The sequence below is a fragment of the Pseudomonas sp. Irchel s3a10 genome (genome assembly GCF_900187525.1).
Taxonomy (GTDB): Bacteria; Pseudomonadota; Gammaproteobacteria; order Pseudomonadales; family Pseudomonadaceae; genus Aquipseudomonas; species Aquipseudomonas koreensis_G.
On sequence record NZ_FYDR01000010.1, the window covers coordinates 163,464 to 185,643 of the forward strand.

Annotated in this window: 19 protein-coding genes and 1 pseudogene; 10 read left to right on the top strand and 10 right to left on the bottom strand. The window is 60.7% G+C overall.

The window, feature by feature from the left end:
- Positions 1-52 precede the first annotated feature (52 nt).
- Positions 53-361 carry an RcnB family protein gene (locus tag CKW11_RS24065; RefSeq protein WP_027613230.1) on the bottom strand — a complete coding sequence of 103 codons (309 nt, stop codon included), beginning with the start codon at positions 359-361 and terminating at the stop codon, positions 53-55.
- 204 nt (positions 362-565) lie between these two features.
- Here CKW11_RS24065 and CKW11_RS24070 point away from each other — a divergent pair, with 204 nt between their 5' ends.
- The 5 genes from CKW11_RS24070 to CKW11_RS24090 all read left to right on the top strand — a co-directional run bounded on the left by CKW11_RS24070 (position 566) and on the right by CKW11_RS24090 (position 6,750).
- On the top strand, positions 566-1,168 hold the full coding sequence (locus tag CKW11_RS24070; RefSeq protein ID WP_095139701.1) for a LemA family protein: 603 nt from the start codon (positions 566-568) through the stop codon (positions 1,166-1,168).
- Positions 1,169-1,192: 24 nt separating this feature from the next.
- On the top strand, positions 1,193-2,194 hold the full coding sequence (locus tag CKW11_RS24075; RefSeq protein ID WP_095139685.1) for a M48 family metalloprotease: 1,002 nt from the start codon (positions 1,193-1,195) through the stop codon (positions 2,192-2,194).
- 57 nt (positions 2,195-2,251) lie between these two features.
- Positions 2,252-4,192: a M48 family metallopeptidase gene (locus tag CKW11_RS24080; RefSeq protein WP_095139686.1), complete on the top strand. Its 1,941-nt coding sequence runs from the start codon at positions 2,252-2,254 to the stop codon at positions 4,190-4,192.
- A gap of 485 nt (positions 4,193-4,677) precedes the next feature.
- The gene (locus tag CKW11_RS24085; RefSeq protein ID WP_095139687.1) at positions 4,678-5,970 is read left to right on the top strand and encodes an MFS transporter; all 1,293 of its coding nucleotides are present in this window, start codon (positions 4,678-4,680) and stop codon (positions 5,968-5,970) included.
- A gap of 12 nt (positions 5,971-5,982) precedes the next feature.
- Entirely contained in the window at positions 5,983-6,750 is a 768-nt protein-coding gene (locus tag CKW11_RS24090; RefSeq protein WP_095139688.1) for a substrate-binding domain-containing protein, read from the top strand.
- Here the strand turns inward: CKW11_RS24090 and CKW11_RS24095 are convergent.
- Positions 6,740-7,654 (bottom strand): LysR family transcriptional regulator, encoded by a 915-nt coding sequence (locus tag CKW11_RS24095; protein WP_095139689.1) that lies wholly within the window; start codon positions 7,652-7,654, stop codon positions 6,740-6,742. The genes CKW11_RS24090 and CKW11_RS24095 overlap by 11 nt on opposite strands.
- A 251-nt stretch (positions 7,655-7,905) precedes the next feature.
- Between CKW11_RS24095 and CKW11_RS24100 the strand changes: the two genes are divergently transcribed.
- Positions 7,906-9,714 (top strand): monovalent cation:proton antiporter-2 (CPA2) family protein, encoded by a 1,809-nt coding sequence (locus CKW11_RS24100; RefSeq protein WP_095139690.1) that lies wholly within the window; start codon positions 7,906-7,908, stop codon positions 9,712-9,714.
- 144 nt (positions 9,715-9,858) lie between these two features.
- On the opposite strand, the gene hcnC is transcribed toward CKW11_RS24100, so the two are convergent.
- From hcnC to CKW11_RS24120, 4 genes are all read right to left on the bottom strand, one after another.
- The gene (hcnC, locus tag CKW11_RS24105; RefSeq protein WP_095139691.1) at positions 9,859-11,118 is read right to left on the bottom strand and encodes a cyanide-forming glycine dehydrogenase subunit HcnC; all 1,260 of its coding nucleotides are present in this window, start codon (positions 11,116-11,118) and stop codon (positions 9,859-9,861) included.
- The gene (gene hcnB, locus CKW11_RS24110) at positions 11,111-12,520 is read right to left on the bottom strand and encodes a cyanide-forming glycine dehydrogenase subunit HcnB (RefSeq protein ID WP_095139692.1); all 1,410 of its coding nucleotides are present in this window, start codon (positions 12,518-12,520) and stop codon (positions 11,111-11,113) included. Before hcnB ends, hcnC begins: the two co-directional genes overlap by 8 nt.
- Positions 12,517-12,831: a cyanide-forming glycine dehydrogenase subunit HcnA gene (hcnA, locus tag CKW11_RS24115; protein WP_027613237.1), complete on the bottom strand. Its 315-nt coding sequence runs from the start codon at positions 12,829-12,831 to the stop codon at positions 12,517-12,519. The genes hcnB and hcnA overlap by 4 nt, the downstream gene beginning before the upstream one ends.
- A 433-nt stretch (positions 12,832-13,264) precedes the next feature.
- A complete protein-coding gene (locus CKW11_RS24120) occupies positions 13,265-14,206 on the bottom strand; it encodes a hypothetical protein (protein WP_095139693.1) in 942 nt (313 codons plus the stop codon).
- Positions 14,207-14,513: 307 nt separating this feature from the next.
- Here CKW11_RS24120 and CKW11_RS24125 point away from each other — a divergent pair, with 307 nt between their 5' ends.
- Both CKW11_RS24125 and CKW11_RS24130 read left to right on the top strand, forming a co-directional pair.
- Positions 14,514-15,197: a response regulator transcription factor gene (locus tag CKW11_RS24125; protein WP_027613239.1), complete on the top strand. Its 684-nt coding sequence runs from the start codon at positions 14,514-14,516 to the stop codon at positions 15,195-15,197.
- The gene (locus CKW11_RS24130; RefSeq protein WP_095139694.1) at positions 15,175-16,569 is read left to right on the top strand and encodes a HAMP domain-containing sensor histidine kinase; all 1,395 of its coding nucleotides are present in this window, start codon (positions 15,175-15,177) and stop codon (positions 16,567-16,569) included. The genes CKW11_RS24125 and CKW11_RS24130 overlap by 23 nt, the downstream gene beginning before the upstream one ends.
- 127 nt (positions 16,570-16,696) lie before the next feature.
- Here CKW11_RS24130 and CKW11_RS24135 read toward each other — a convergent pair whose 3' ends face one another.
- The 4 genes from CKW11_RS24135 to CKW11_RS24150 form a co-directional block, all read right to left on the bottom strand.
- Entirely contained in the window at positions 16,697-17,107 is a 411-nt protein-coding gene (locus CKW11_RS24135; RefSeq protein ID WP_095139695.1) for an SRPBCC family protein, read from the bottom strand.
- A gap of 30 nt (positions 17,108-17,137) precedes the next feature.
- Entirely contained in the window at positions 17,138-17,932 is a 795-nt protein-coding gene (locus tag CKW11_RS24140) for an SDR family NAD(P)-dependent oxidoreductase (protein WP_095139696.1), read from the bottom strand.
- Between the two features lie 1,105 nt (positions 17,933-19,037).
- Positions 19,038-19,706, bottom strand: a complete 669-nt coding sequence (locus CKW11_RS24145) for an HAD-IA family hydrolase (protein WP_095139697.1) — start codon at positions 19,704-19,706, stop codon at positions 19,038-19,040.
- 78 nt (positions 19,707-19,784) lie between these two features.
- On the bottom strand, positions 19,785-20,198 hold the full coding sequence (locus CKW11_RS24150) for a response regulator (protein WP_095139698.1): 414 nt from the start codon (positions 20,196-20,198) through the stop codon (positions 19,785-19,787).
- Between the two features lie 199 nt (positions 20,199-20,397).
- On the opposite strand from CKW11_RS24150, the gene CKW11_RS24155 reads away from it, so the two are divergent.
- Both CKW11_RS24155 and CKW11_RS24160 read left to right on the top strand, forming a co-directional pair.
- Positions 20,398-21,339, top strand: a complete 942-nt coding sequence (locus CKW11_RS24155) for a class I SAM-dependent methyltransferase (RefSeq protein ID WP_095139699.1) — start codon at positions 20,398-20,400, stop codon at positions 21,337-21,339.
- A 357-nt stretch (positions 21,340-21,696) separates the two neighbouring features.
- A pseudogene (locus CKW11_RS24160) lies at positions 21,697-22,180 on the top strand (hypothetical protein); the annotation flags it as partial.

Genomic DNA, 22,180 nt, shown 5'->3' on the forward strand with positions numbered 1-22,180 from the left:
GAATGGCGCCCGAATGCAATCGACCGTCCATGGCCAATTGTTGCCGAAACGCTTAGCGCTCGACAGGCTGCATCTCGACGATAGTTCCGTTGGTGATCATGACCATCACGTACTTATCATTGATCTGCACCCACTGCGCCTGATCGACCGGGGCTTTCAAGCCTTTCTGTTTCCAGTTCTTCAACGCTTTGTCGCTGCGCTGATAAATGTCTGGAGCGCGATCGTTGACCTTCAACTCGCGGTCGCTGGTCGGCGACTGGACAGTGGGTTCGCTTGAGGTTTGCGCCGCTTGAACAAGTGGGCTGATCCCGGCAATGCCGGCAACCAGGGCCAGGCTGGCGATTAGGGTTTTGCTGTTCATCGGTGAACCTCCTTCAGGTGTGTGATACCTGAACTCCGACCGCGGCGTCACGCAATCATTCCTTGTTTTTTGTCTGGGATGCCCGGGCATTGTCGTTGGCAGGCAGGCCGCCTTCGCGAGCAGGCTCACTCCCACAGGATCCGGGCTCAACTGCAGGCTTTTGCGCTAATATGCCGCGCAAAATCCCGCCGAGTGAATAAGGACATCACTGTGAACACCTATCTTGTCGTCAATCTGGTTTTGCTCGGTCTTTGCGCCCTCTACGCGGTGCACGCATTCAACTCGCTGGTCGCACGCCGCAACGAAATCAAGAATGCCTTCGCGCAAGTCGAAGTCCAGCTCAAGCGTCGCTACGACCTGATCCCCAATCTGGTTGCCATTGCCAAGGGCGCTCTGGCCCACGAGCGCGAAACCCTTGAAGCCGTGATCGCGGCACGCAATGCCGCGGTGGCCGTACTTGAGGCCGCGCAGGCACAACCGGGTAACGCGCAAAACATCGAACATCTGGGTCAGGCCGACAGCGCGCTCAATAATGCCGTGGATCGTCTGAATGTCACGCTGGAGGCTTATCCCGATCTCAAGGCCTCGCAAAACATGCTGCAGTTGAGTGAAGAATTGAGCAGTACTGAAAACAGAGTGAGTTTTGCCCGCCAGGCTTACAACGATGCGGTGATGACCTACAACACCCTCAAGCAGAGTTTTCCGACAGTGTTGCTAGCCCCCAGCTTCGGCCATCGCGATGATGCGGCACCGCTCAAATTTGCCGACACTCTGGCGATCAAGACGGCTCCCAAAGTTTCTTTCTAACCCCCCTTGCCCACGGAAGGCCCGATGAACTTCTTCGAACAACAACGCCAGGCGAAAAACCAGACCGCGCGCCTGATCAACATGATGATCCTGTCCATTGTCATGTTGATCGGTCTGACGAGCCTGCCTTTCGTCTTCAGTGGTTTTGAGGATTATCTGAGCGGAACCGGAAGTCTGCTGGATGCCTTTATGGCGCTGGGCGTTATCGCAACAATCGTCGGCGGCATCGTGGTGATCGGCGGCCTCCTGAAATACCGGGAGTTACGGGCGGGCGGCAAAGTGGTGGCCGAGAAGCTTGGCGGGCGTTGGCTCAACGGATTTGCGATGACGCCGGGCGAAAAACGGCTGATGAACGTTGTCGAGGAAATGGCTATCGCCTCTGGCAGCGTAATGCCGGCGGTGTACCTGTTACCGGATCAAAGTATCAACGCCTTCGCCGCGGGGTTTACACCTGAGGACGCAGTCATCGGCGTAACCCAGGGCGCAGTCACCCAACTGACTCGCGAAGAGCTGCAAGGGGTGATCGCCCATGAGTTCAGCCACATTTTCAATGGCGATATGCGCCTGAACACGCAACTCGTGGCAGTGGTACACGGCCTTCTGGTGCTAGGGCTTTCCGGCGGTCTGTTGATGGCAAGCCTGCTCAAGGGTGGAAAGCGCGACGTGCGCTTGATGCTGCTGGCGTTATTCGCTGGCTTTTTGCTGTGTCTGGCCGGTTGCATCGGCAATTTTTTTGGCAATCTGGTCAAGGCCGGCGTGAGCCGCCAGCGCGAGTTCCTGGCCGATGCCAGTGCGGTGCAATTCACTCGCAACCCTCAGGCACTCGTCAGCGCCCTGAAAAAAATCGGCGCTCAAGGTTCGTCAATCAGCGCTGCCCGGGCCGGTGAGTACAGTCATTTGTACTTCAGCACAGGCGTCTCGACCACGCTGAGTCGCATGTTTGCTACCCATCCCGATCTGAGCGTACGTATCCGGCGTATCGATCCACAATGGGACGGCCAGCTTACTGCGTCGTCCGCGCAGTAACCGCCAGCCCCCTGAACACGATACGACAGGCGCACCCGACATCTTCCGGACTTTACGATGAATTTCTTCCAGCAACAGCGCCAGGCCAAGCGCCGCTCGGTGCTGCTCGTTATTTTGATGGGCCTCGCTGTACTCAGTCTGATCCTCATGTCGTGCTTGCTGATGACGCTGCCGGTTTCCGACGGCGACGGCAATACGGTCATGGACCTTGAGTTGAGCTGGGAAATGTTCACCGCCGTTTCGGTGGTGGTGACAAGCATTGTGCTGGTCGGCGGCCTGGTCAAATACGGCGAATTATCGGCCGGCGGCAAAGTGGTCGCACGTCGGCTGGGCGGACGTCTGATCAATCACAGCGCGCAAACTCTGGAAGAGCAGCGCCTGGTCAATGTGGTCGAGGAAATGGCCCTGGCGTCGGGCACCGTCGTGCCTTCGGTGTACCTGCTACCGGATTTGGGCATCAACGCATTCGCCGCAGGTTTTACCGCGCAAGACGCGGTCATCGGTGTGACGCAGGGAGCGATCACCCTGCTGTCGCGTGATGAACTGCAAGGCGTAATCGCCCACGAGTTCAGTCACATCTACAACGGTGACATGCGTTTGAACACTCGCCTGGTCGCCATCGTCCACGGCATCCTGGTGATCGGCCTGACTGGCAGCTTCATTTTGCGCGGCATGGATGACGTGCGTCGCTCCCCAGTCAATCGCACTCAACCGGCCATCCTCACCGTGATGTTTGGCACCGTGCTGTGCATCGTCGGGTATGGCGGAACCGTATTCGGCAATCTCATCAAGGCGGCGGTCAGCCGGCAGCGCGAATTCCTGGCCGATGCAACAGCGGTGCAGTACACCCGCGACCCACAAAGCATTGCCGGTGCATTGAAGAAGATCGGCGGCTACGCGTTGGGCGCGAAGATCAACGCGGCGCGCGCCGCCGAGTTCAGCCATCTGTATTTCGGTTCGGGCACTTCAAGCTTTGACTTGATGTCCAGTCATCCGGATCTGAGCGAGCGTATTCGTCGCATCGATGCCAGTTGGGATGGCACATTCGTGAAAATTGCCGCGCCGCCGCAGGACTCAATGGTGGCCAGAGCCGTGTTGCCGGTCCCGGATGCCTTCAGCGGCGTGCCGGACACAGCGATGTCCGTGGTGTACAACATGAACGCCGTGCAGGCATCCGTGGCCGCTATCGGTGCACCACGCGCCGAACATCTGATCGAAGCGCGCCGGGTGCTGGAGAAAATTCCACAAAAGCTCAAACTTGCGGCACGCAGCACCGACAGCGCGCAAGCGTTGGTATACGGCCTGTTGTTGTCACGCTCCGACTCGCTGCGGGCACTGCAATTATCTCTGCTGGAGTCGAGCCTCGACCGCACGCTGTTCAACATCCTCAATGCCATGCGCGAGCATTTGTCACTACTCAATCCGGGCCTGCGCCTGCCGTTGCTGGATCTGCTGATTCCCAGCCTTAAGCGCCTTGGCAAGAAACCTTTCGCGACGATGAAGCAGAACATGAACCTGCTGATTGACGCCGATAACGAAACCGAGCTGCTGGAGTGGACACTGCTACGCATAGTCGAACGCAATGTCGAGGGCGCGCCAGCGGTTCAGTTCAAGTTCGGCTTGTTCCAGTGCGCCGAACAACTGCTGGTGCTGCTGAATGCGATGGCGCGCGCCGGTCAGCAGAATCAGCAAGTGGCGTTGCAGGCGCTGCACTTTGCCTGGGAGGGATTGCCATTCGAGCGACCCTCGGAATTACCGGTCGAACTTGAGGATCTGCAAGGGCTCGAAGCTGCAATCAAACGCCTGCGCCACTTGATGCCAGAAGAACGGCCTCCCCTGCTCAATGCGATGACCCGCTGTGTGATGCATGACGGGGTAATCACTGTGGCGGAAGCCGAGTTGTTTCGTGCGGTGGCGGATCTGCTCGACTGCCCGCTGCCACCCTTTCTGATCACAGAGCCCGACACGGGAACGAGCATGAATGGGAGTGCAGACTAACCGGGCGGCACTTCCAGCATTCGCTTTATCTGACACAACACTTTCGCGAGCAGGCTCGCTCCCACAGGGGCAGTTGGTGGGAGCAAGTTTTGCAGTCAATCCGGAAACTTGTGTGAGCGGGCTTGCTCGCGAAGGGGCCGGCACATTCAACACTTTTCCGCCTGAACCACCGCTTTCGCGAGCAAGTCCGCTCCCACAGAGCAGTTGGTGGAAGCAAGTTTTGCAGTCAATCCGGAAACTTGTGGGAGCGGGCTTGCTCGCGAAGAAGCCGGCACATTCAACACTTTTCCGCCTGAACCACCGCTTTCGCGAGCAAGCCCGCTCCCACAGGTTAAACGGTGTTTTCAGGATTGATCCGCTTTGCACATCAATCCATGCCAACAATGCAATTAACATCCTGTTACAGCTGCGCGACCATCCGCCGCAATAACAACTGTGCGCCGCTTCCACGCCGCGCACGTCATAAAAGCGGTGGAGATTTTTCTATGACAGCCTCAATCCCACACGGCGGCTCGCGGGCCGGCGCCATTTTCCGGGTCACCTCGGGCAACTTCCTCGAACAGTTCGACTTCTTTCTGTTCGGCTTCTACGCCACGCAGATCGCGGCGGTGTTTTTCCCGGCGAGCAGTGAGTTCGCTTCACTGATGATGACGTTCGCGGTGTTCGGCGCAGGCTTTCTGATGCGTCCGCTGGGGGCGATCGTGCTCGGCGCGTACATCGATGATGTCGGTCGGCGCAAAGGGTTGATCGTCACCCTGTCGATCATGGCCAGCGGCACGATTCTGATTGTGCTGGTGCCCGGATACGAGACCATCGGTCTGTTTGCGCCGGCGCTGGTGTTGATCGGAAGGCTATTGCAAGGCTTCTCCGCCGGTGCGGAATTGGGGGGTGTTTCGGTGTACTTGTCTGAAATCGCCACACCGGGTCGCAAAGGTTTCTTCACTGCCTGGCAGTCCGCCAGTCAGCAAGTGGCGATCATCGTCGCGGCAGCCTTGGGCTACGCGCTGAACGCGTGGATGGCGCCGAGCGTGGTGGCCGATTGGGGCTGGCGGATTCCGTTTTTCGTCGGCTGCCTGATCGTGCCGCTCATCTTTTTCCTGCGCCGTAATCTGGCGGAAAGCGAAGAGTTCGCCGCACGCAAACACCGTCCGAGCATGAAGGAAGTGTTCCGCACCCTCGGCCAGAACTGGGGCGTGGTGCTCGGCGGCATGCTGATGGTCGCGCTGACCACCACCGCGTTCTACCTGATCACCGTGTACGCGCCGACCTTCGGCAAGACCGTGCTGCACCTGAGCACCTCCGATGCGTTGTTGGTGACCTTGCTGGTGGGCGTGTCGAACTTTTTCTGGCTGCCGATTGGCGGCATGTTGTCCGACCGTATCGGCCGACGTCCGGTGCTGATCGCCATGTCGCTGCTGGCGCTGGCCACCACCTATCCGGCGCTGTCGTACCTGGTGCAGGCGCCGAGTTTCAGCCATATGTTGCTGTCGCTGCTGTGGCTGTCGTTCATCTACGGCATGTACAACGGCGCGATGATTCCGGCGCTGACCGAGATCATGCCGGTTGAAGTGCGAGTAGCCGGTTTCTCCCTCGCCTACAGCCTGGCGACCGCGATTTTCGGCGGTTTCACCCCGGCGATGTCGACCTTCCTGATCCAGTACACCGGCGACAAAGCGGCGCCGGGTTACTGGATGAGCGTCGGCGCACTGTGCGCGTTGTGCGCCACGCTGTACCTCTATCGCCGCGCAGGCGGCCGTTTGCAACCGGTTGCCGCATAAGGAGCAATCACCTTGAAAAAACTGATCAATCTCAGCGCCATCGCCCTCTTCGCTTTCAGCGCCCTGGCCCATGCTGAACAGCTGAACGTGATGACGTCGGGCGGCTTCACCGCCGCGTACAAAATTCTCGGCCCGAAATTCGCGGCCGCCACCGGCAACACCCTCGACACCCAACTCGGCCCGTCGATGGGCAAGGCACCGGAAGCGATCCCTAATCGCCTCGCTCGCGGTGAGCACGCCGACGTGGTGATCATGGTCGGCTACGCCCTTGATGACCTGATCAAACAAGGCAAGGTCGACCCGGCCTCGCGTGTCGAACTGGCGGATTCGCGGATCGGTCTGGTGGTGCGTGAAGGCGCGCCGAAGCCGGACATCAGCAGCGTCGAAAGCCTGAAGAAAACCCTGCTCGACGCAAAATCGGTGGCCTACTCCGACAGCGCCAGCGGCGTGTACATCGAGAAGGAGTTGTTCAGCAAACTCGGTGTCGAGGATCAGTTGAAACCGAAGGCGAAGATGATCCCGAAAGTCCCGGTCGGCTCGGTGGTTGCCACCGGCGATTATCAACTGGGCTTCCAGCAGGTCAGCGAATTGCTGCCGGTGCCGGGGGTGAGTTTTGTCGGCAAGATTCCCGAGTCGGTGCAGTCGGTGACGCGCTTCGCCGCCGGCATCCCGGTCGGCGCGCAGCATCCAAAAGAGGCCAAAGCCCTGCTCGATTACCTCGCCGCGCCTGCTGCCCAGGCTGACGTGCAGGCCACCGGGCTGGATTCGGTCAAGCGCTGAGCGTTGGCGGCTGGACTTTCATTTCCACCACCAGCCGCTCCAGTTCCAATGCCGCCGGGGTCAACGTGCGACCCCGGCGCTTGAGGATGCCGACACTGCGCATCACTTGCGGATCGGTCAACGGCACCCGCGTCAGGATCGGATGATCCGGCCCGGGCATCGCCATCAATGGCACCGCCGCCACACCTAGCCCCGCTTCCACCAGACCAATCATGGTCGTCACATGCCGCGTCTCGCAGATGCTCGGGCGCTGCGGCACCACACGGCTCAAGGCCTGATCAAGCAGAAATCGGTTGCCGGACGTCTTGTCCAGCGAGATGTAATCCTGCTGATAGAACTCGTCCCAGGTCACTCTGCTGCGCCCGGCCAACGGGTGATCGCGCCGGCAAGCGACGACATAGCACTCCTGCACAAGCGGTTCAAAGTCGACTTTGGCATCCTGCGTGCCCAGAAAACTCAAACCGAAATCCGCCTCGCCGTTGACCACTGCGCTCAACACGTCGTGGGCGCTGGAGTCGAGGACTTTGACCTTGATCCGCGGAAACTGCTGGTGATAGCGGGCGACCACTCGCGGCATGAAGTAGTACGCCGCCGAGGGTACGCAAGCCACGGTGACATGACCGAGTCGGGTCGATGCGACTTCACTGATACCCAGCAGCGCCACGTCCAGATCATCCAGCAAGCGCTCGACGCTGGGCATGAAGCCACGCCCGGCCTGGGTCAGGCTGACTTTGCGCGTAGTGCGCTCAAACAGCTTTACGCCGAGGGCGTCTTCGAGCTTTTCGATGCGTCGGCTCAGGGCCGGTTGTGACAGGCGCACGGTGTCGGCGGCCTTGCGGAAACTGCCCTGCTCGACCACGGCGCGAAAGGCTTGCAGGTCGTTGAGGTCGAAGTTGATGGCCATGGTGGACTCGAAAAGATTGATTCACGAAGGCTATCAATGTAACCAAATGATGCAAATTATTACAGATTTGATGCTATCGCCCTTGTGGGAGCGGGCTTGCTCGCGAATGCGATGTACCAGTCGCTATCAACATCGACTGAACCAGCGCTTTCGCGAGCAAGCCCGCTCCCACAGGGTTTTGTGGTGGATTGACGAGCGGCGCAGCCCTTATCCTTGTCACCCCCCGCCGTACCGCTGTCAGGAGTCAACCCATGCCCCATGAAGGCAACCTGTTACAAGCCGCTGTCGTGTTTCTCTTCGCAGCCGTGCTCACCGTGCCACTGGCCAAGCGTCTGCAACTGGGCGCGGTGCTCGGTTATCTGTTGGCGGGGGTGATCATCGGCCCGTCGGTGCTCGGTCTGATTGGCAATCCGCAGAGCGTTGCGCATATTTCCGAACTGGGCGTGGTGTTGCTGCTGTTCATCATCGGCCTTGAGCTGTCACCCCGCCGCTTGTGGGTGATGCGCAAGTCGGTGTTCGGCGTCGGTCTGGCGCAAGTGCTGCTGACCGCAGCGGTGATCGGCGTACTGGCGTTGTACGTGTTCGGTCAGCCGCTGAACAGTGCGATCGTGCTCGGTCTTGGTCTGGCGTTGTCGTCCACCGCATTCGGCCTGCAAAGCCTGGCCGAGCGCAAGGAACTGACCAGCCCCCACGGGCGGCTGGCGTTTGCGATTCTGCTGTTTCAGGACATCGCCGCGATCCCGCTGATCGCGCTGGTGCCGATGCTCGCCGGCAGCGCCCACGCCAGTAGCAACGCGGAAAGCCTGAACCACGGTCTGCAGGTGCTCGGCGGGATCGCCGTGGTGGTGGTCGGCGGGCGTTATCTGTTGCGTCCGGTGTTTCGCGTGGTGGCGAAAACCGGTCTGCCGGAGGTGTCCACCGCCACCGCCTTGCTGGTGGTGATCGGTACGGCGTGGCTGATGGATCTGGTCGGCGTGTCGATGGCCCTCGGAGCTTTCCTCGCCGGCCTGCTGCTGGCGGATTCGGAGTATCGCCATGAACTGGAAGCGCAGATCGAGCCGTTCAAAGGCTTGCTGCTCGGGCTGTTTTTCATCAGCGTCGGCATGGGCGCCAACCTGAGCCTGCTGCTCAGCGCGCCAATCACCGTGCTGGGCCTGACGCTGCTGCTGATCGGCTTGAAGTTGCCGCTGCTGTTTGTGGTCGGGCGTCTGGCCGGTGGGCTGACCAAAGTCAGTGCGATTCGCTTGGGTATCGTGCTCGCCGCCGGCGGTGAATTTGCCTTTGTGGTGTTCAAGATCGGTCGCGATCAGGGCCTGTTCGAACCGCGCCTGTATGACCTGCTGGTACTGACCATCACTCTGTCGATGGCGTTGACGCCGCTACTGCTGCTGATTTGCGCGCGGTTGGTCAGCCCTAAGGTGCAGCCGGTGGAAGTACCGGAGAAATTCCGCGAGATCGACACCGAGGCGCCGCGCGTGGTGATCGCCGGCATGGGCCGGATGGGCCAGATCGTGGCGCGGATTCTGCGGGCGCAGAACATCAAGTTCGTCGCCCTCGACACGTCGGTGGAAACCATCGAACTGTCGCGCAGTTTTGGCGGCGTGCCGGTGTTTTATGGCGACCCGATGCGCCCGGAGATCCTCAATGCGGCCAAGGTTGGCGAGGCGGAGTATTTCGTGATTGCCACGGACGATCCGGAAACCAACATCAAGACCGCCGAGATCGTGCGCAAGCTCTATCCGCACATGAAAATCATCGCCCGCGCACGTAACCGTCAGCACGTCCACCGCCTGGTCGATGTCGGCGCCGAGCCGATTCGAGAGACGTATTACTCCAGTCTGGAAATGAGCCGCCGCACCCTGGTCGGCCTCGGTCTGACCCAGGCCCAGGCGGATGCGCGGATCAAGCGCTTCAAGCATCACGACGAACAGGTGCTGGAAGCCCAGCACGCGGTTTACGACGATGCGGCCAAAGTTCTGCAAACCGCCCAGGAAGCCCGAGCGGAACTGGCGCGATTGTTCGAGTCGGATCAACTGGAAGAGGAAGCGCGCAAGGTCTGAACTCAGCACAACTCCTACACAATTGATCGGTAAATTCGACCACTGTAGGAGCTGCCGCAGGCTGCGATCTTTTGATCTTGATCTTAAAAAGCAAAATCAAAAGATTGCAGCCTGCGGCAGCTCCTACAGGGATTGTGGATTGGGTCAGGCCAGCTCTAACTCCCGCTCTTGCTTGACCGGCGCCACCTCAAACCGATCCGCGAGGAACGGTGTGATATCCAGCGGCAGCGCTTCCTGGTTGACCAGTTTGTCCAGCAGCACCCCGGTGATCGCCGAGGTCAGGATACCGGTGCGGAAGTGTCCGCAGGCATTCAGATACCCCTCCACTCCACGCATCGGCCCGAGGATCGGCAGTTCATCCGGCGAACCCGGACGCAAACCGGCCCAGGTGCGCTTGAGGTTGACGTCCTTGAGTTCCGGCAGGCAGCGCACCGCGCCCTGCACCAGTCCGGCAATTTCCGGGTAGGTGGTGGTGACGTCGAAGCCTTTGTCTTCGGTGGTGCTGCCGATCAGGATTTCGCCGTTGTCCTTCTGCGCCACATAGCAATCGCTGGTCGTCAGGCAACCGTTGAGGATTTTCGGCATGCGCTCGGTCAGCAGGATCTGGCCCTTGACCGGTTTCACCGGAATCCGCACACCGGTGGCCCACTCGCTCAAATCCGCCGCCCAGGCACCGCCGGCGTTGATCAGCGTCTTGCAGTGGAACACGCCCTCTTCGGCCGTCTGCACGCCCGTCACGCGGCTGCCGTGATGCAACACGCCAGTGACGTTGGTGTTGACGAAGATGTCGACGCCATTCTGCCGCGCGCCTTCCATGTAGGCATCAGCCAGGCGGAACGGGCTGACCTGATGATCGCAGAGAAACTCCAGCGCGCCACGGGCCTCATGGCTGACGCTCGGTTCGGCTTCACGCAGCGCGGCCTGATCGAGCCAGCGCACCTGATCAGCGAGGTGCGGAATGCAACTGACGATGTGCTCGGCGTAGAGCCGGTCTTCGTCGTCATAGATGACGAACTTCAGCCCGGTCTTTTCAAACTTGAAATCCATCCCGTGCTTATCCTTCAGCTCGCGGTGCAACGCCGGGTACAGCGCGTTGGACTGCAAGGCGAAATCGAAGAACGACTCCGGCAGGATGTGCGGCGTGCTGGCGTCCACCGCCACGGCGGCGCCCTGGGTTTCGCGCTTGCGGTTGGCCGACATCATGCGGAAGAAAATCACCCCGCAGCCCAGCCCCACCGACTCGCCGATGGCCCACAAACCACCGGCCGAAGCGCGGGTCGCGTTGCCCGGGCGTTTGGCGTCGATCACCGCCACCTTGAGGCCCTGGCGCTTGGACAATTGATAGGCGCAGGACGCCCCGATCACGCCGCCGCCGGCAATGATCACGTCATAGAACTTACTCATGGGATGCGGCCTCCGTGCCGACGGACTGGAACGCGGAAAAAGGAATCGGATCAATCGGGAAGCGCGGGCGCAGCCAGCCAACGTCCTTGCGCCCGGTGGCCTGGCGCAGACGGTCGCTGCAGTAGCCGACGCACATCCGCCCCTGACAATCGCCCATGCTGACGCGGGTGCGCATTTTCAGGCTGGCGATGTCTTGCACACCCTGCTCCAGTGCCAGATCGATATCCGCGCGGGTGGCGTGTTCGCAGCGGCAGATCACGGTGTCGGCGGCCGGCAACGCGGTCTGGCCGACACCACGTTCGGTGTAACGGTCGACGGCCGCACGGAAGCGCACGATGGATTTGAGTTTGCCCAGATAACGGTCGCGGCGTACCCGTGCCAGTTCTTCTTCGATTACCCCGCGTTGCAGCAGGATCGAGGTGGCGGCGATCTTGCCAGCGAGCATCGCCGCTTCACCGCCGCGAATTCCCCCCATGTCACCGGCCAAGTGCACATGCGGCTCGTTGCTTTGCTGCCAGTTGTTCGAATTGGCGCGCAGGTAGCCGTCGTCGCTGAAACCGTGATCGAGGCCCATCTGCTGACTGAGCTGGGTGCGCGGTATGAAGCCGTAACCGACCGCCAGGGTCTGCGCTTCGAAGCGCTCGATGCGCGTCAGATCAGGCTCCCAACTGGCCGAGTACGGCGCCACGGTGACGCTCTTCAGTTCACCTTCGCCGTGCGCTTCGACCACGCCCCAGCCGTAGTTCATCGGGATGCCGTGCAGTTTCAGGTAAGCGAGCATGCTCAAACCATCGAGGAACAGCTGCGGCTTGTTCAGCAACGCCAGGCTTTCGCGGGCGATCTTGCCGAAGGCGCAGGCTTCGTACACGCCCGCGACCTTGACGCCGGACGCGTGCAGCTGCGTTGCCACCAGTGGCAGCAGCGGCCCGGTACCGGCGATGACCACCGGCCCCTGCGGCTTGACCACGCCACTTTTGATTTGCAGTTGCAAGCCGCCGAGCATGATCACCCCCGGCAGGGTCCAGCCGGGGAACGGCACGCTGCGTTCGTGGCAACCGGCGGCCAGCAGCAATTGCGGATATTCGATCTCGTGAAGCTGCTCGTCGCCGTCGAGCACCACCAGCGCACGGGTGCCTTCGGCACCGACCACGCGATGATTGAGGCGCACGTCGATCAACCCCGACTGTTCCTGGAAATCACCGTGCAGTTTGTTGAGGGCTTCGGAATAGCGCGGCCCCAGATAATCCAGTTGCACGCCGTCGCGCAACGGCCCGCGATAGACCACCCCACCAAGGCGCGAGGCCTCTTCGAGCAAGGTGCAGCGCACACCATGACTTGCCAGCTCGATGGCCGCCGCCATCCCCGCCGGACCACCGCCGACGATCACCGGTTGCAGGCTCATACGACCTCCTGCTCGTTGATGCGGTTGACCTGGGTTTCGATCTGCATGCCGTCGCGCACCACGGTCTGACAGGCACGGCGCTTGTGGCGGCCGTTGATTTTCACCAGGCAGCACTGGCACACGCCCATGCCGCAGTAGGCGCCGCTGATCTGGCCATGGTCGTTGCGTGCGACCTGGCGCACGCCAAGGGACTGGATAACGCTCAGGACGGTTTCGCCAATGGCCGCCGTCACCGGTTGACCATTGATGTGGACGGTCATATCCGCCTGGGTCAGGGGCTGGATATCGAAAGTGCGTTCTAGGCAGTGCATTACGAAGTTCATCCGTGAAAAGGTTCAGGGGAATGTATTGCGTCAGCTCCTTGCTGCTCTACACCGTGCGGCCCGTTTAATTGTTGGATCGCGGGCGGGCTCGCGGGTACTTCGTCAGCGCAGCAAAGTGCGCGTGAAGCACTGTAGTTCAAACCTCAGCAAAGGCCTGGAACATTTACGTTAGGGGAAGTTACAAACGCGAATATTGATCCAGGCCAGTGAAAGCGGTCGGATTGTTCAACGATTCGGTTGGAGAAGACGAATGGTGCGCGCCAGAAAGCAAAAAGCCGCTTTCACCGTGAAGTGAAAGCGGCCGAGGCATGCGCCTCAATGGAGCATTTGAATCAGTGTACGAACAGGGCGATCAGGATGATGATCGGGATTGGCACACCGAGGAAAAACAGTAATAGAGAGCGCATGGTGATTCTCCTTGTTAACGGACTGGAGGCAGAGTGGTCGTGGTGGCGTAGGTCTCGACTTCAACGTACTCGACCGCATCCCGGCGGCGACCGCCGAAGGTGGCTGCGAGACTGGCGAAGAACGCACCGGCCAGCAGCGCGATGAACATCCACAGCGAGGTCCAGGCAGCGACTTTCGCGGCGGTGTCGGCAGCCTGTTGGGCTTTGACTTTGGCGTCGGCGATGGCTTTCTGAGTGCGGGCGTACACTTCATCGACACGACGCTCGGCGTCGGCCTGGCTCAGATTGGTCCGTTGTGCGACCAATTGCGCGAGGTAGGTGCGGTCTTCCGGGCTGAGTTGGCCGTTGGCCAGGCTCTGGGCGAAGATCCGCGCTACGGCGCCATGGGCGGCATCATCACTGACCGACGCAGGACGGTCATCGCGGAACAGATTGTCGATGTAGTAACCGTACTGGTTGCTGTCGGTGCTGGCCGCTGCGCTACCGGCAGCCTGGGTCGCGGCAGCCGCTGCGCCACCGGCGACACTGGCACCGGCCTGCACACCGCCACTGATCACACTGCTGACCGAGCCGACTACCAATACTGCGGTGACCAGCGTAGCCACACACCAGGCAAGGAAGCCATGGGCAGTATCACGGAAATACACTTCATCCCCGTGCATGTTGGCCCACTTCACCCGCAGGCGACCGGCGATGTAGCCACCCAGACCGGAGGCGATGATTTGCGTCGCCGCCAGCCAGACAATCGTCGAAATCCCCAGACTCTTGGCGCTGACGCCCTCCCCGGCCCAAGGTGAAACGGCAGAGAATCCCAAACCGAAGCCAAGCAGCACCAAAATCATCGACAGTGCTGCGGCCGCCGCTGCGCCCGCGAAAATCGCGCCCCAGGACACGCCTGACACGTTGCTCGACTCTCCTTCGAAGGCAGGATAAAACCCATCAGGGGATCTATTCATTGTTGTAGTGCTCCAGGCATGAAAAATGGTGTTACAACTCGTCACGAGAGGAATTGCAGCGACCGTGCCAGTCGACAACTTTAAATAATTCTTTGAATTTCAATGATTTAAAAAGACTGAACTTCTACATTCATTGCAATTTGCAACAATGGACTGAAAGCAGCGGGTTTTATGCATTGACGCCACAGCGGCGAAGCGCCCCGGATTGACGTTTGTGACAGGCTGTACATGAAAGTTAATTTAAAGCGCGACGCGAAATACTTGGCAAAATGCAGCCATTCCGTTTGAACCGATCAAGGCCTGCCCTATGACGCGTATTTTGACCATCGAAGACGACGCCGTGACTGCCCGTGAAATCGTCGCCGAACTGAGCAGCCACGGCCTGCAAGTGGATTGGGTCGACAATGGCCGCGAAGGCCTCGACCGTGCCGTCAGCGGCAACTACGACCTGATCACCCTCGACCGCATGCTGCCGGAACTCGATGGCCTGGCGATCGTCACCACCCTGCGCACCATGGGCGTGGCCACGCCGATTCTGATGATCAGCGCCCTCTCCGATGTCGATGAGCGCGTGCGCGGCTTGCGCGCCGGCGGCGATGATTACCTGACCAAACCGTTCGCCACCGACGAGATGGCCGCGCGTGTGGAGGTCTTGCTGCGCCGGCAGAACAGCGTCGCCACCCAGGCCACCACGCTGCAGGTCGCCGACCTCGAACTGGATTTGATCAGCCACGAAGCACGCCGCGCCGGACAGGTGCTGACGCTGCTGCCGACCGAATACAAGCTGCTGGAATTCCTCATGCGCAACAGCGGGCAGATCCTCTCGCGAATGATGATTTTCGAAGAAGTCTGGGGCTATCACTTCGACCCGGGCACCAACCTGATCGACGTACACATCGGTCGTCTGCGCAAGAAGATCGACGCGGCGGGCAATGTCCCGCTGATTCGCACGGTACGGGGCTCGGGTTATGTCATTGCCGAACCCGTCTGACGGCTGGCGCTCCTCCAGCAGCCGCTTGCTGGCGCTCTACAGTTCACTGTTCGTGGCCTGGAGCGCGATCCTCATGGGGGTCATGTATTTCGAGGTGTCCAGCTACCTCGATAACCTTGCCAAGCATTCGCTGATGCAACGTCAGCATCTGTTTTCGCACTTTCGCGGTGAGCAACTGGAAGAAGCGCTCGCCGCCAGCATGACCTTCGACATCCGCGGCATCGACGCCTATGGCTTGTTCGACGCCCAGGGCATGTACCTCGGCGGCGCGTTGCAGCAACTGCCCGAAGGCCTGCCGCTGGACGGCAAGATTCATACCCTGAATGAATGCGCCGATTCCGACGATCCGACCCTGCCCGCCGACAGCTGTGACGCGGTGGCAACCCAGACCCGCGATGGTCGCTGGCTGGTGTTGCTGCGCGACAACGGCTCGCTGTTCGCGGTGACGCGGATCATTCTGCATGCGTTGTTCTGGGGGGTGTCGCTGACGATCCTGCCGGGGATTGCCGGTTGGCATTTGCTGCGCCGCCGACCGATGCGCCGCATCCGCGCGATTCAAGACAGCGCCCAGGCGATTGTCGCCGGCGACCTGACCCACCGTTTGCCGCTGTCCAATCGCCGCGATGAACTGGACATGCTCGCCGCCATCGTCAACGCCATGCTCGATCGCATCGAACGGCTGATGCACGAAGTCAAAGGCGTTTGCGACAACATCGCCCACGACCTGCGCACGCCGCTGACGCGTTTGCGCGCGCAGTTGTATCGCATGCAACAGCAGGCTGGTGAAGGTTCGCAGGAAGCGGCGCAACTGGACCTGGTGCTGGCCGAGGCGGATACGCTGATGGCGCGGTTTCGCGGGTTGCTGCGGATCTCCGAGCTGGAAGATCGTCAGCGTCGCTCAGGTTTTGTCGAGCTCGATCCGGTGCAATTGCTTGAAGAACTGCATGAGTTTTACCTGCCGCTGGCCGAGGAAGGCGAGCTGCTGTTCGTGCTGAACATGCCGGAAACCCTGCCACCACTGAATGGCGACCGGGCGTTGCTGTTCGAGGCACTGGCGAATCTGTTGAGCAATTCGATCAAGTTCACCCCGGCGGCCGGCACGGTAATTTTGCGTGGTGTGAATGATGCCGGGCACACGCGGATCGAAGTCCACGATTCCGGGCCGGGGATTCCCGAGGCCGAGCGTGAGGCGGTGTTTCAGCGTTTCTATCGGGCCGAGGGTGGGCAACCGCAGAGCGGCTTTGGCCTGGGATTGTCGATTGTCGCGGCGATTGTCAGCCTGCATGGCTTCAATCTTGAGGTGGGCAGCAGTGACCTGGGCGGTGCAAAACTGGTGCTGGATTGTCGGCAGAGTTTGATCTCGCAGTCCTGAGAATCACCGCGCTGCATTGTAGGAGTGAGCCTGCTCGCGATATCGGTGGGTCAGCCAACATAATTGTTGAATGATCGACCGCTATCGCGAGCAGGCTCACTCCTACAAGGGTTTTTGTGGTGTTCAATCAGGCTGGGTAATTGGCCCGCAGCGCCTCAAGGCCACCCTGATAGATGCCGTTGAACAACGCCACCACTTCCTCATCACTCACGCCCTTGGCGTTGAAGCGTCCCGACCACGTCACTCGAGCGCCCTGCCCCTGAGCTTCAACCTTGATCGTCGCCAGATAGTCAGTCGCCGGGAACGGTGCCTGTTCGATCGAGTAGCTGTAGGTCCTGGCGGCGTTGTCGAACGCTTGCAGACGCTCGATCACCACCGCGCCGTCGGCGGTTTGCAGGGTGCGCACGCGTCCGCCTTCGCTCAGTTCACTCTTGGGAATCAACGGCAGCCAGTCCGGCAGCGTGTTGAAGCCGCCGATCAATTGCCAGACCTGATCGGCCGAAGCCGGGATATCGATCGTTGCTGATGCAGTTGCCATAAATAAACGCTTCTCCAGAGTCTTCGCGGTTCAGATCGCCATACTGTCAACTACACCGCCATCCACGCGCAAGGCCGCGCCGGTGGTGGCGGAGGAAAACGGCGAAGCGATGTACGTGACCAGATGCGCCACCTCGGCGACGTCGGCCACACGCTGGATGATCGACGTCGGCCGCGCCCTGCGCACAAACGCATCAGCTTCTTCACGCAGATTGCGGCCGGACTCGGCGGCGTCCTTGAGCATGTGTTCAACGCCACCGGTAAAGGTCGGGCCCGGCAGGATCGCATTGACCGTCACACCGGTGCCCGCCAGACGCTTGGCCAAGCCATGGGATACCGCGAGGTTGGCGCTCTTGGTCACGCCATAGTTGAGCATGTCGGCCGGCGTCGCCACGCCGGATTCCGAAGACAGGAAAATCACCCGTCCCCAGCCCTGCTCGACCATCCCCGGCACGTAATGGCGCGACAGGCGCACGCCGGAAATCACGTTGACCTCGTAGAAACGCGTCCACTCGCTGTCCGGGGTGTCGAAGAAATCCACGGCGTCGAAGATCCCCAGATTGTTCACCAGAATGTCTGCGCGCGGTTCAGCGGCGAACAGCTTTTCCGCACCTTCGGCAGTGCCCAGATCAGCCGTCAGACCCCGCAACTGCGCACCCGGCACGTTCTGCCGAATGCTCGCCAGAGCTTGCTCGACCTTGGCCGTCTCGCGGCCGATCACCACCACCGTGGCCCCCGCGTCGGCCAGCGACTGACTGATGCCCAGACCAATGCCACCTGTACTGCCGCTGACAATGGCCAGTTTTCCACTCAAGTCGATTTTCATGGGTTCACCTCTTTGATCGGCAATACACGGAAATTGCAAGGAATGGATCAGCGTAGACCTGATATACGCCGGATGAAGGCGTTGCCGACCAAAGACCGGTCCCGACCGATCCGACGCCTTCGCGAGCAAGCCCGCTCCCACTGGGGGATTGTCGGTGGATGGAGGTGCTGCGGCTGCCCGCGATCAAGGGTGGGAGTGGGCTTGCTCACGAAGGGTCCGGTACATCCGGCATTAATGGTGACTGACCCGACGCCTTCGCGAGCAAGTCCGCTCCCACAGGGGATTGTCGGTGAATGGAGGTTCTGCGGCTTGCCGCGATCCAGGGTGGGAGTGGGCTTGCTCACGAAGAGGCCGGTACATTCGGCATCAATGGTGACTGACTCGACGCCTTCGCGAGCAAGCCCGCTCCCACAGGGGATTGTCGGTGGATGTAGGTTCTCGGGCTGGCCGTGATCAAGGGTGGGAGTGAGCTTGCTCACGAAAGGGCCGGTACATCCGGCATCAATGGTGACTGATTCGACGCCTTCGCGAGCAAGCCCGCTCCCACCGGGGGATTGTCGGTGGGTGTAGGTTCTCGGGCTGGCCGTGATCAAGGGTGGGAGTGGGCTTGCTCACGAAAGGGCCGGTACATCCGGCATCAATGGTGACTGACTCGACGCCTTCGCGAGCAAGCCCGCTCCCACCGGGGGATTGTCGGTGGATGTAGGTTCTCGGGCTGGCCGTGATCCAGGGTGGGAGTGGGCTTGCTCACGAAGGGTCCGGTACATCCGGCATTAATGGTGACTGACCCGACGCCTTCGCGAGCAAGCCCGCTCCCACTGGGGGATTGTCGGTGAATGGAGGTCCTCGGCTGGCCGTGATCAAGGGTGGGAGTGAGCTTGCTCACGAAGGGTCCGGTACATCCGGCATTAATGGTGACTGACCCGACGCCTTCGCGAGCAAGCCCGCTCCCACAGGGGATTGTCGGTGAATGGAGGTTCTGCGGCTGGCCGCGACCCAGGGTGGGAGTGGGCTTGCTCACGAAAAGGCCGGTACATCCGGCATCAATGGTGACTGACTCGACGCCTTCGCGAGCAAGCCCGCTCCCACAGAGGACTGTGTTGTGTCAGATTTTTTGCAGGCGCAGTTGGCCTTGGCTGTCGACAGTGACGCTCAGCGCCTCATAACTGTCGATAGTCGCGTGGCAGGTTTCGAGCGGATGCTGGTGCGTTGTGGTGATGATCATCAGCGCCGCTCCGGCAGCTTCAGCGGCCTGAATGCCAACAGCGGCGTCTTCGAAAATCAGGCAGTCACGAGCATCAAGCCCAAGGCGTTTCGCCGCCAGACGATATCCCGCCGGATCAGGTTTACCCGCCGTCACGTCCTCGGCCGTGATCATCAGCGCCGGCTCTGGAATCCCTGCCGCTGCCAGGCGCCGCACCGCCAGATCCCGAGGCGCCGAGGTCACCATCGCCCAGCGCTCGGCCGGCAGGCTGGCGAGAAACGCTGCCGCGCCAGGAATCTGCACAATCCCTTCGACATCATCGATTTCCGCCTGCGCGATGAACGCCGCTTGCGCTTCGGCATCGACCCCCGGCAGGTTCAGCCGGCGAATGGTGTCGATGGCGCGGGCGCCATGAATGGTCGGCAGGAAACTTTCGACATCCACGCCGTGACGTCTAGCCCAAGCAGCCCAGACGCGCTCGGCAGCAGCGATGGAATTGAGGACGGTGCCGTCCATGTCGAACAGGAACGCGCCGAACGCGCGATCGAAGACGTTATCGTGAGCAGACAAAAGGTCGCATCCTTTGACAGAACTGGGCGGATTGGCCGGGCAATGTAGCATTTTTGCCCGGCCAATCCGCCCACTGCCTTAGTGCAAACGCTGGGCCTTGGACTTGAACGCGCTGTCGACACAGTCAAGCAACTGACCGATCGCCCAGGGCTTTTTGATGAACGCCACCGGATGCTTGACCCCGGAAGTCTCCGGGGTTTCATAACCGGACATGACCATCACCGGTTTTTCCGGCCAGCGGTCGCCAACCAGATTGGCCAGCCCGGCGCCGTTGATTTCGCCGGGCATGGTGATATCGGTAAGCAGCAACGCGACATCCGACGCGTGCTTTTCCAGATACAGCTTGGCGGCATCCGCGCTGGTTTGCGGCTCGACCTTGAAACCTTCCTCCTGAAGAATTTCGCAGAGAAACTCCAGAATCAACGGGTCGTCCTCAACCACCAGAATCAACCCGACAGGAAGGGGCGCGCTCGGTGTCGATGTTGGACTCATGAACTGGCACTCCCTGAATTGCATTAACGACTTAGCGGCTCGAATCCGCTGCTTATCTGGTATGAGCAGCGCGCCCTGCATAAATTCATTTTTGATACAGGTCTTTTCTTAACAGTCGACAGTGGCCTTGGCTGACCGGCGTTCGTCAGGCGTTTTTTGTGGTTAAAATGCCGGCCCTTTTGCTTGCCGACCGTGACTGATGAACCCTGAAGCCCTCGCCACCCTCCGCGCCCATCTGCTGCCTGCACTGGCGGCCGCACCGAGCGAAACCCGTCGCCTGTTCCATGGGCGCGGGCGTTGCTGGCCGGGGCTGGAGCAAGTGACGGTGGACTGGCTGCAAGGCGTGGTGCTGGTCTCGCTGTTCAAGGAGCCGCAGCCCGAACAGCTCGAAGCGCTCAAGCAATCGCTGCTCGACCTCAGCACCTCGGCCGAGTGGCAACAGTCCGGCGCCCACACCTTGCTGGTGCAACATCGGTATTTGCCGCAGAGCACCGCCGAATGGCTGCTGGGCAATGAAATCGACGAGATGAGCATCGTCGAGGGCGGCTTGCAGTACCGCGTCGACCTGGGCCGCAAGCAAAATGCCGGGCTGTTTCTCGACATGCGCTATGGGCGCAATTGGGTGCGTGAACAGGCCGCAGGCAAACGGGTGCTGAACCTGTTCGCCTACACCTGCGGGTTCTCCGTGGCAGCGATCGAAGGCGGCGCCAGCCATGTGGTCAACCTCGACATGTCCCGCGCCGCTCTGAGCCGTGGCCGCGACAATCATCGCTTGAACGGGCATGACCTGAGCAAGGTGAGTTTCCTTGGCCACGACCTGTTCAAGTCGTGGGGCAAGGTGATCAACAGCGGCCCGTACGATCTGGTGATCATCGACCCGCCGTCGTTCCAGAAGGGCAGTTTTCTGTTGACCAAGGATTACCAGCGCGTGCTGCGCCGCCTGCCGGAACTGCTGACAGCGAACGGCACGGTGCTGGCGTGCATGAATGATCCGTCGTTTGGTTCGGACTTTTTGATCGATGGCGTGACGCAAGAGGCGCCGAGCTTGCGCTTTGAGCAGCGGCTGGAGAATCCGCCGGAGTTTCCGGATATTGATCCTGAGAGCGGCCTGAAGGCGCTCGTCTTCAAGCGCCTCGACTGACCCGACATCCCGCGAACCCCACTCATCCCTGTAGGAGTGGGCCTGCTCGCGAAGACTGACTCACCGGCAACCCATTTCTTCAGAAGGACAAAACCCGCCGCCCCGACCAACCGGGGCGGCGGGTTTTGTCGTTTCAGGCCGAGATCAAATCGTACCCGTCTTCAACGAATGATCATTGAGCACGCTGCTGATGATCGCCGCGCTGTCCTGCCCACTCGCAATCACCTCAGCGCCCCCCGACCGTTCATCGCAAATACCTCCTCACCTGTAATTTCTGACAGTAGCCAGAGCCGTCATCTTCAGCGCTGAATAACTCCATGCCCTTTGTCTCCCGACAGTTCGCACGGAGTTCCGTCCATGCTCGTTCAGCCCAAGATGAAAATCTCTGCCCCCCATTCATTGCTGGACCCGATAGTGCTCGGGCGCCTCCTGCCTTCCGGCCAGTGGGGGATCAACCGGGCGGCGGTGTTCACTTTTCCCGATCTCGGACTGCTTGTCGTCATCCCCATCTGGGCCAGCAAGGCTGTCGGCGATACCGTCAAGCTGCTGCTCAATGACCGTGAGGTCGACGGGCGTCCCATCATTGACGAAGCCGAGCTCAAGCAACCGACCCTCTTGTGGGTGGCTCCCCGTCATCTGCAGACAGGTCCTTACGAACTCACCTACGAAATCAAACAGCCCAATCAAAAAGAAGAGCGTCCGGACAACCCCCTCAACCTCTTCGTCAAACTGGAACTCCCCGGTGGCCAGGACATCGACCCGGGCCCCGGTCACTCCAACCTGTACATGTACATTCCCCCGGAGATCGTCAACGGCGGTGTGGACAAAGACGTTGCCGAAG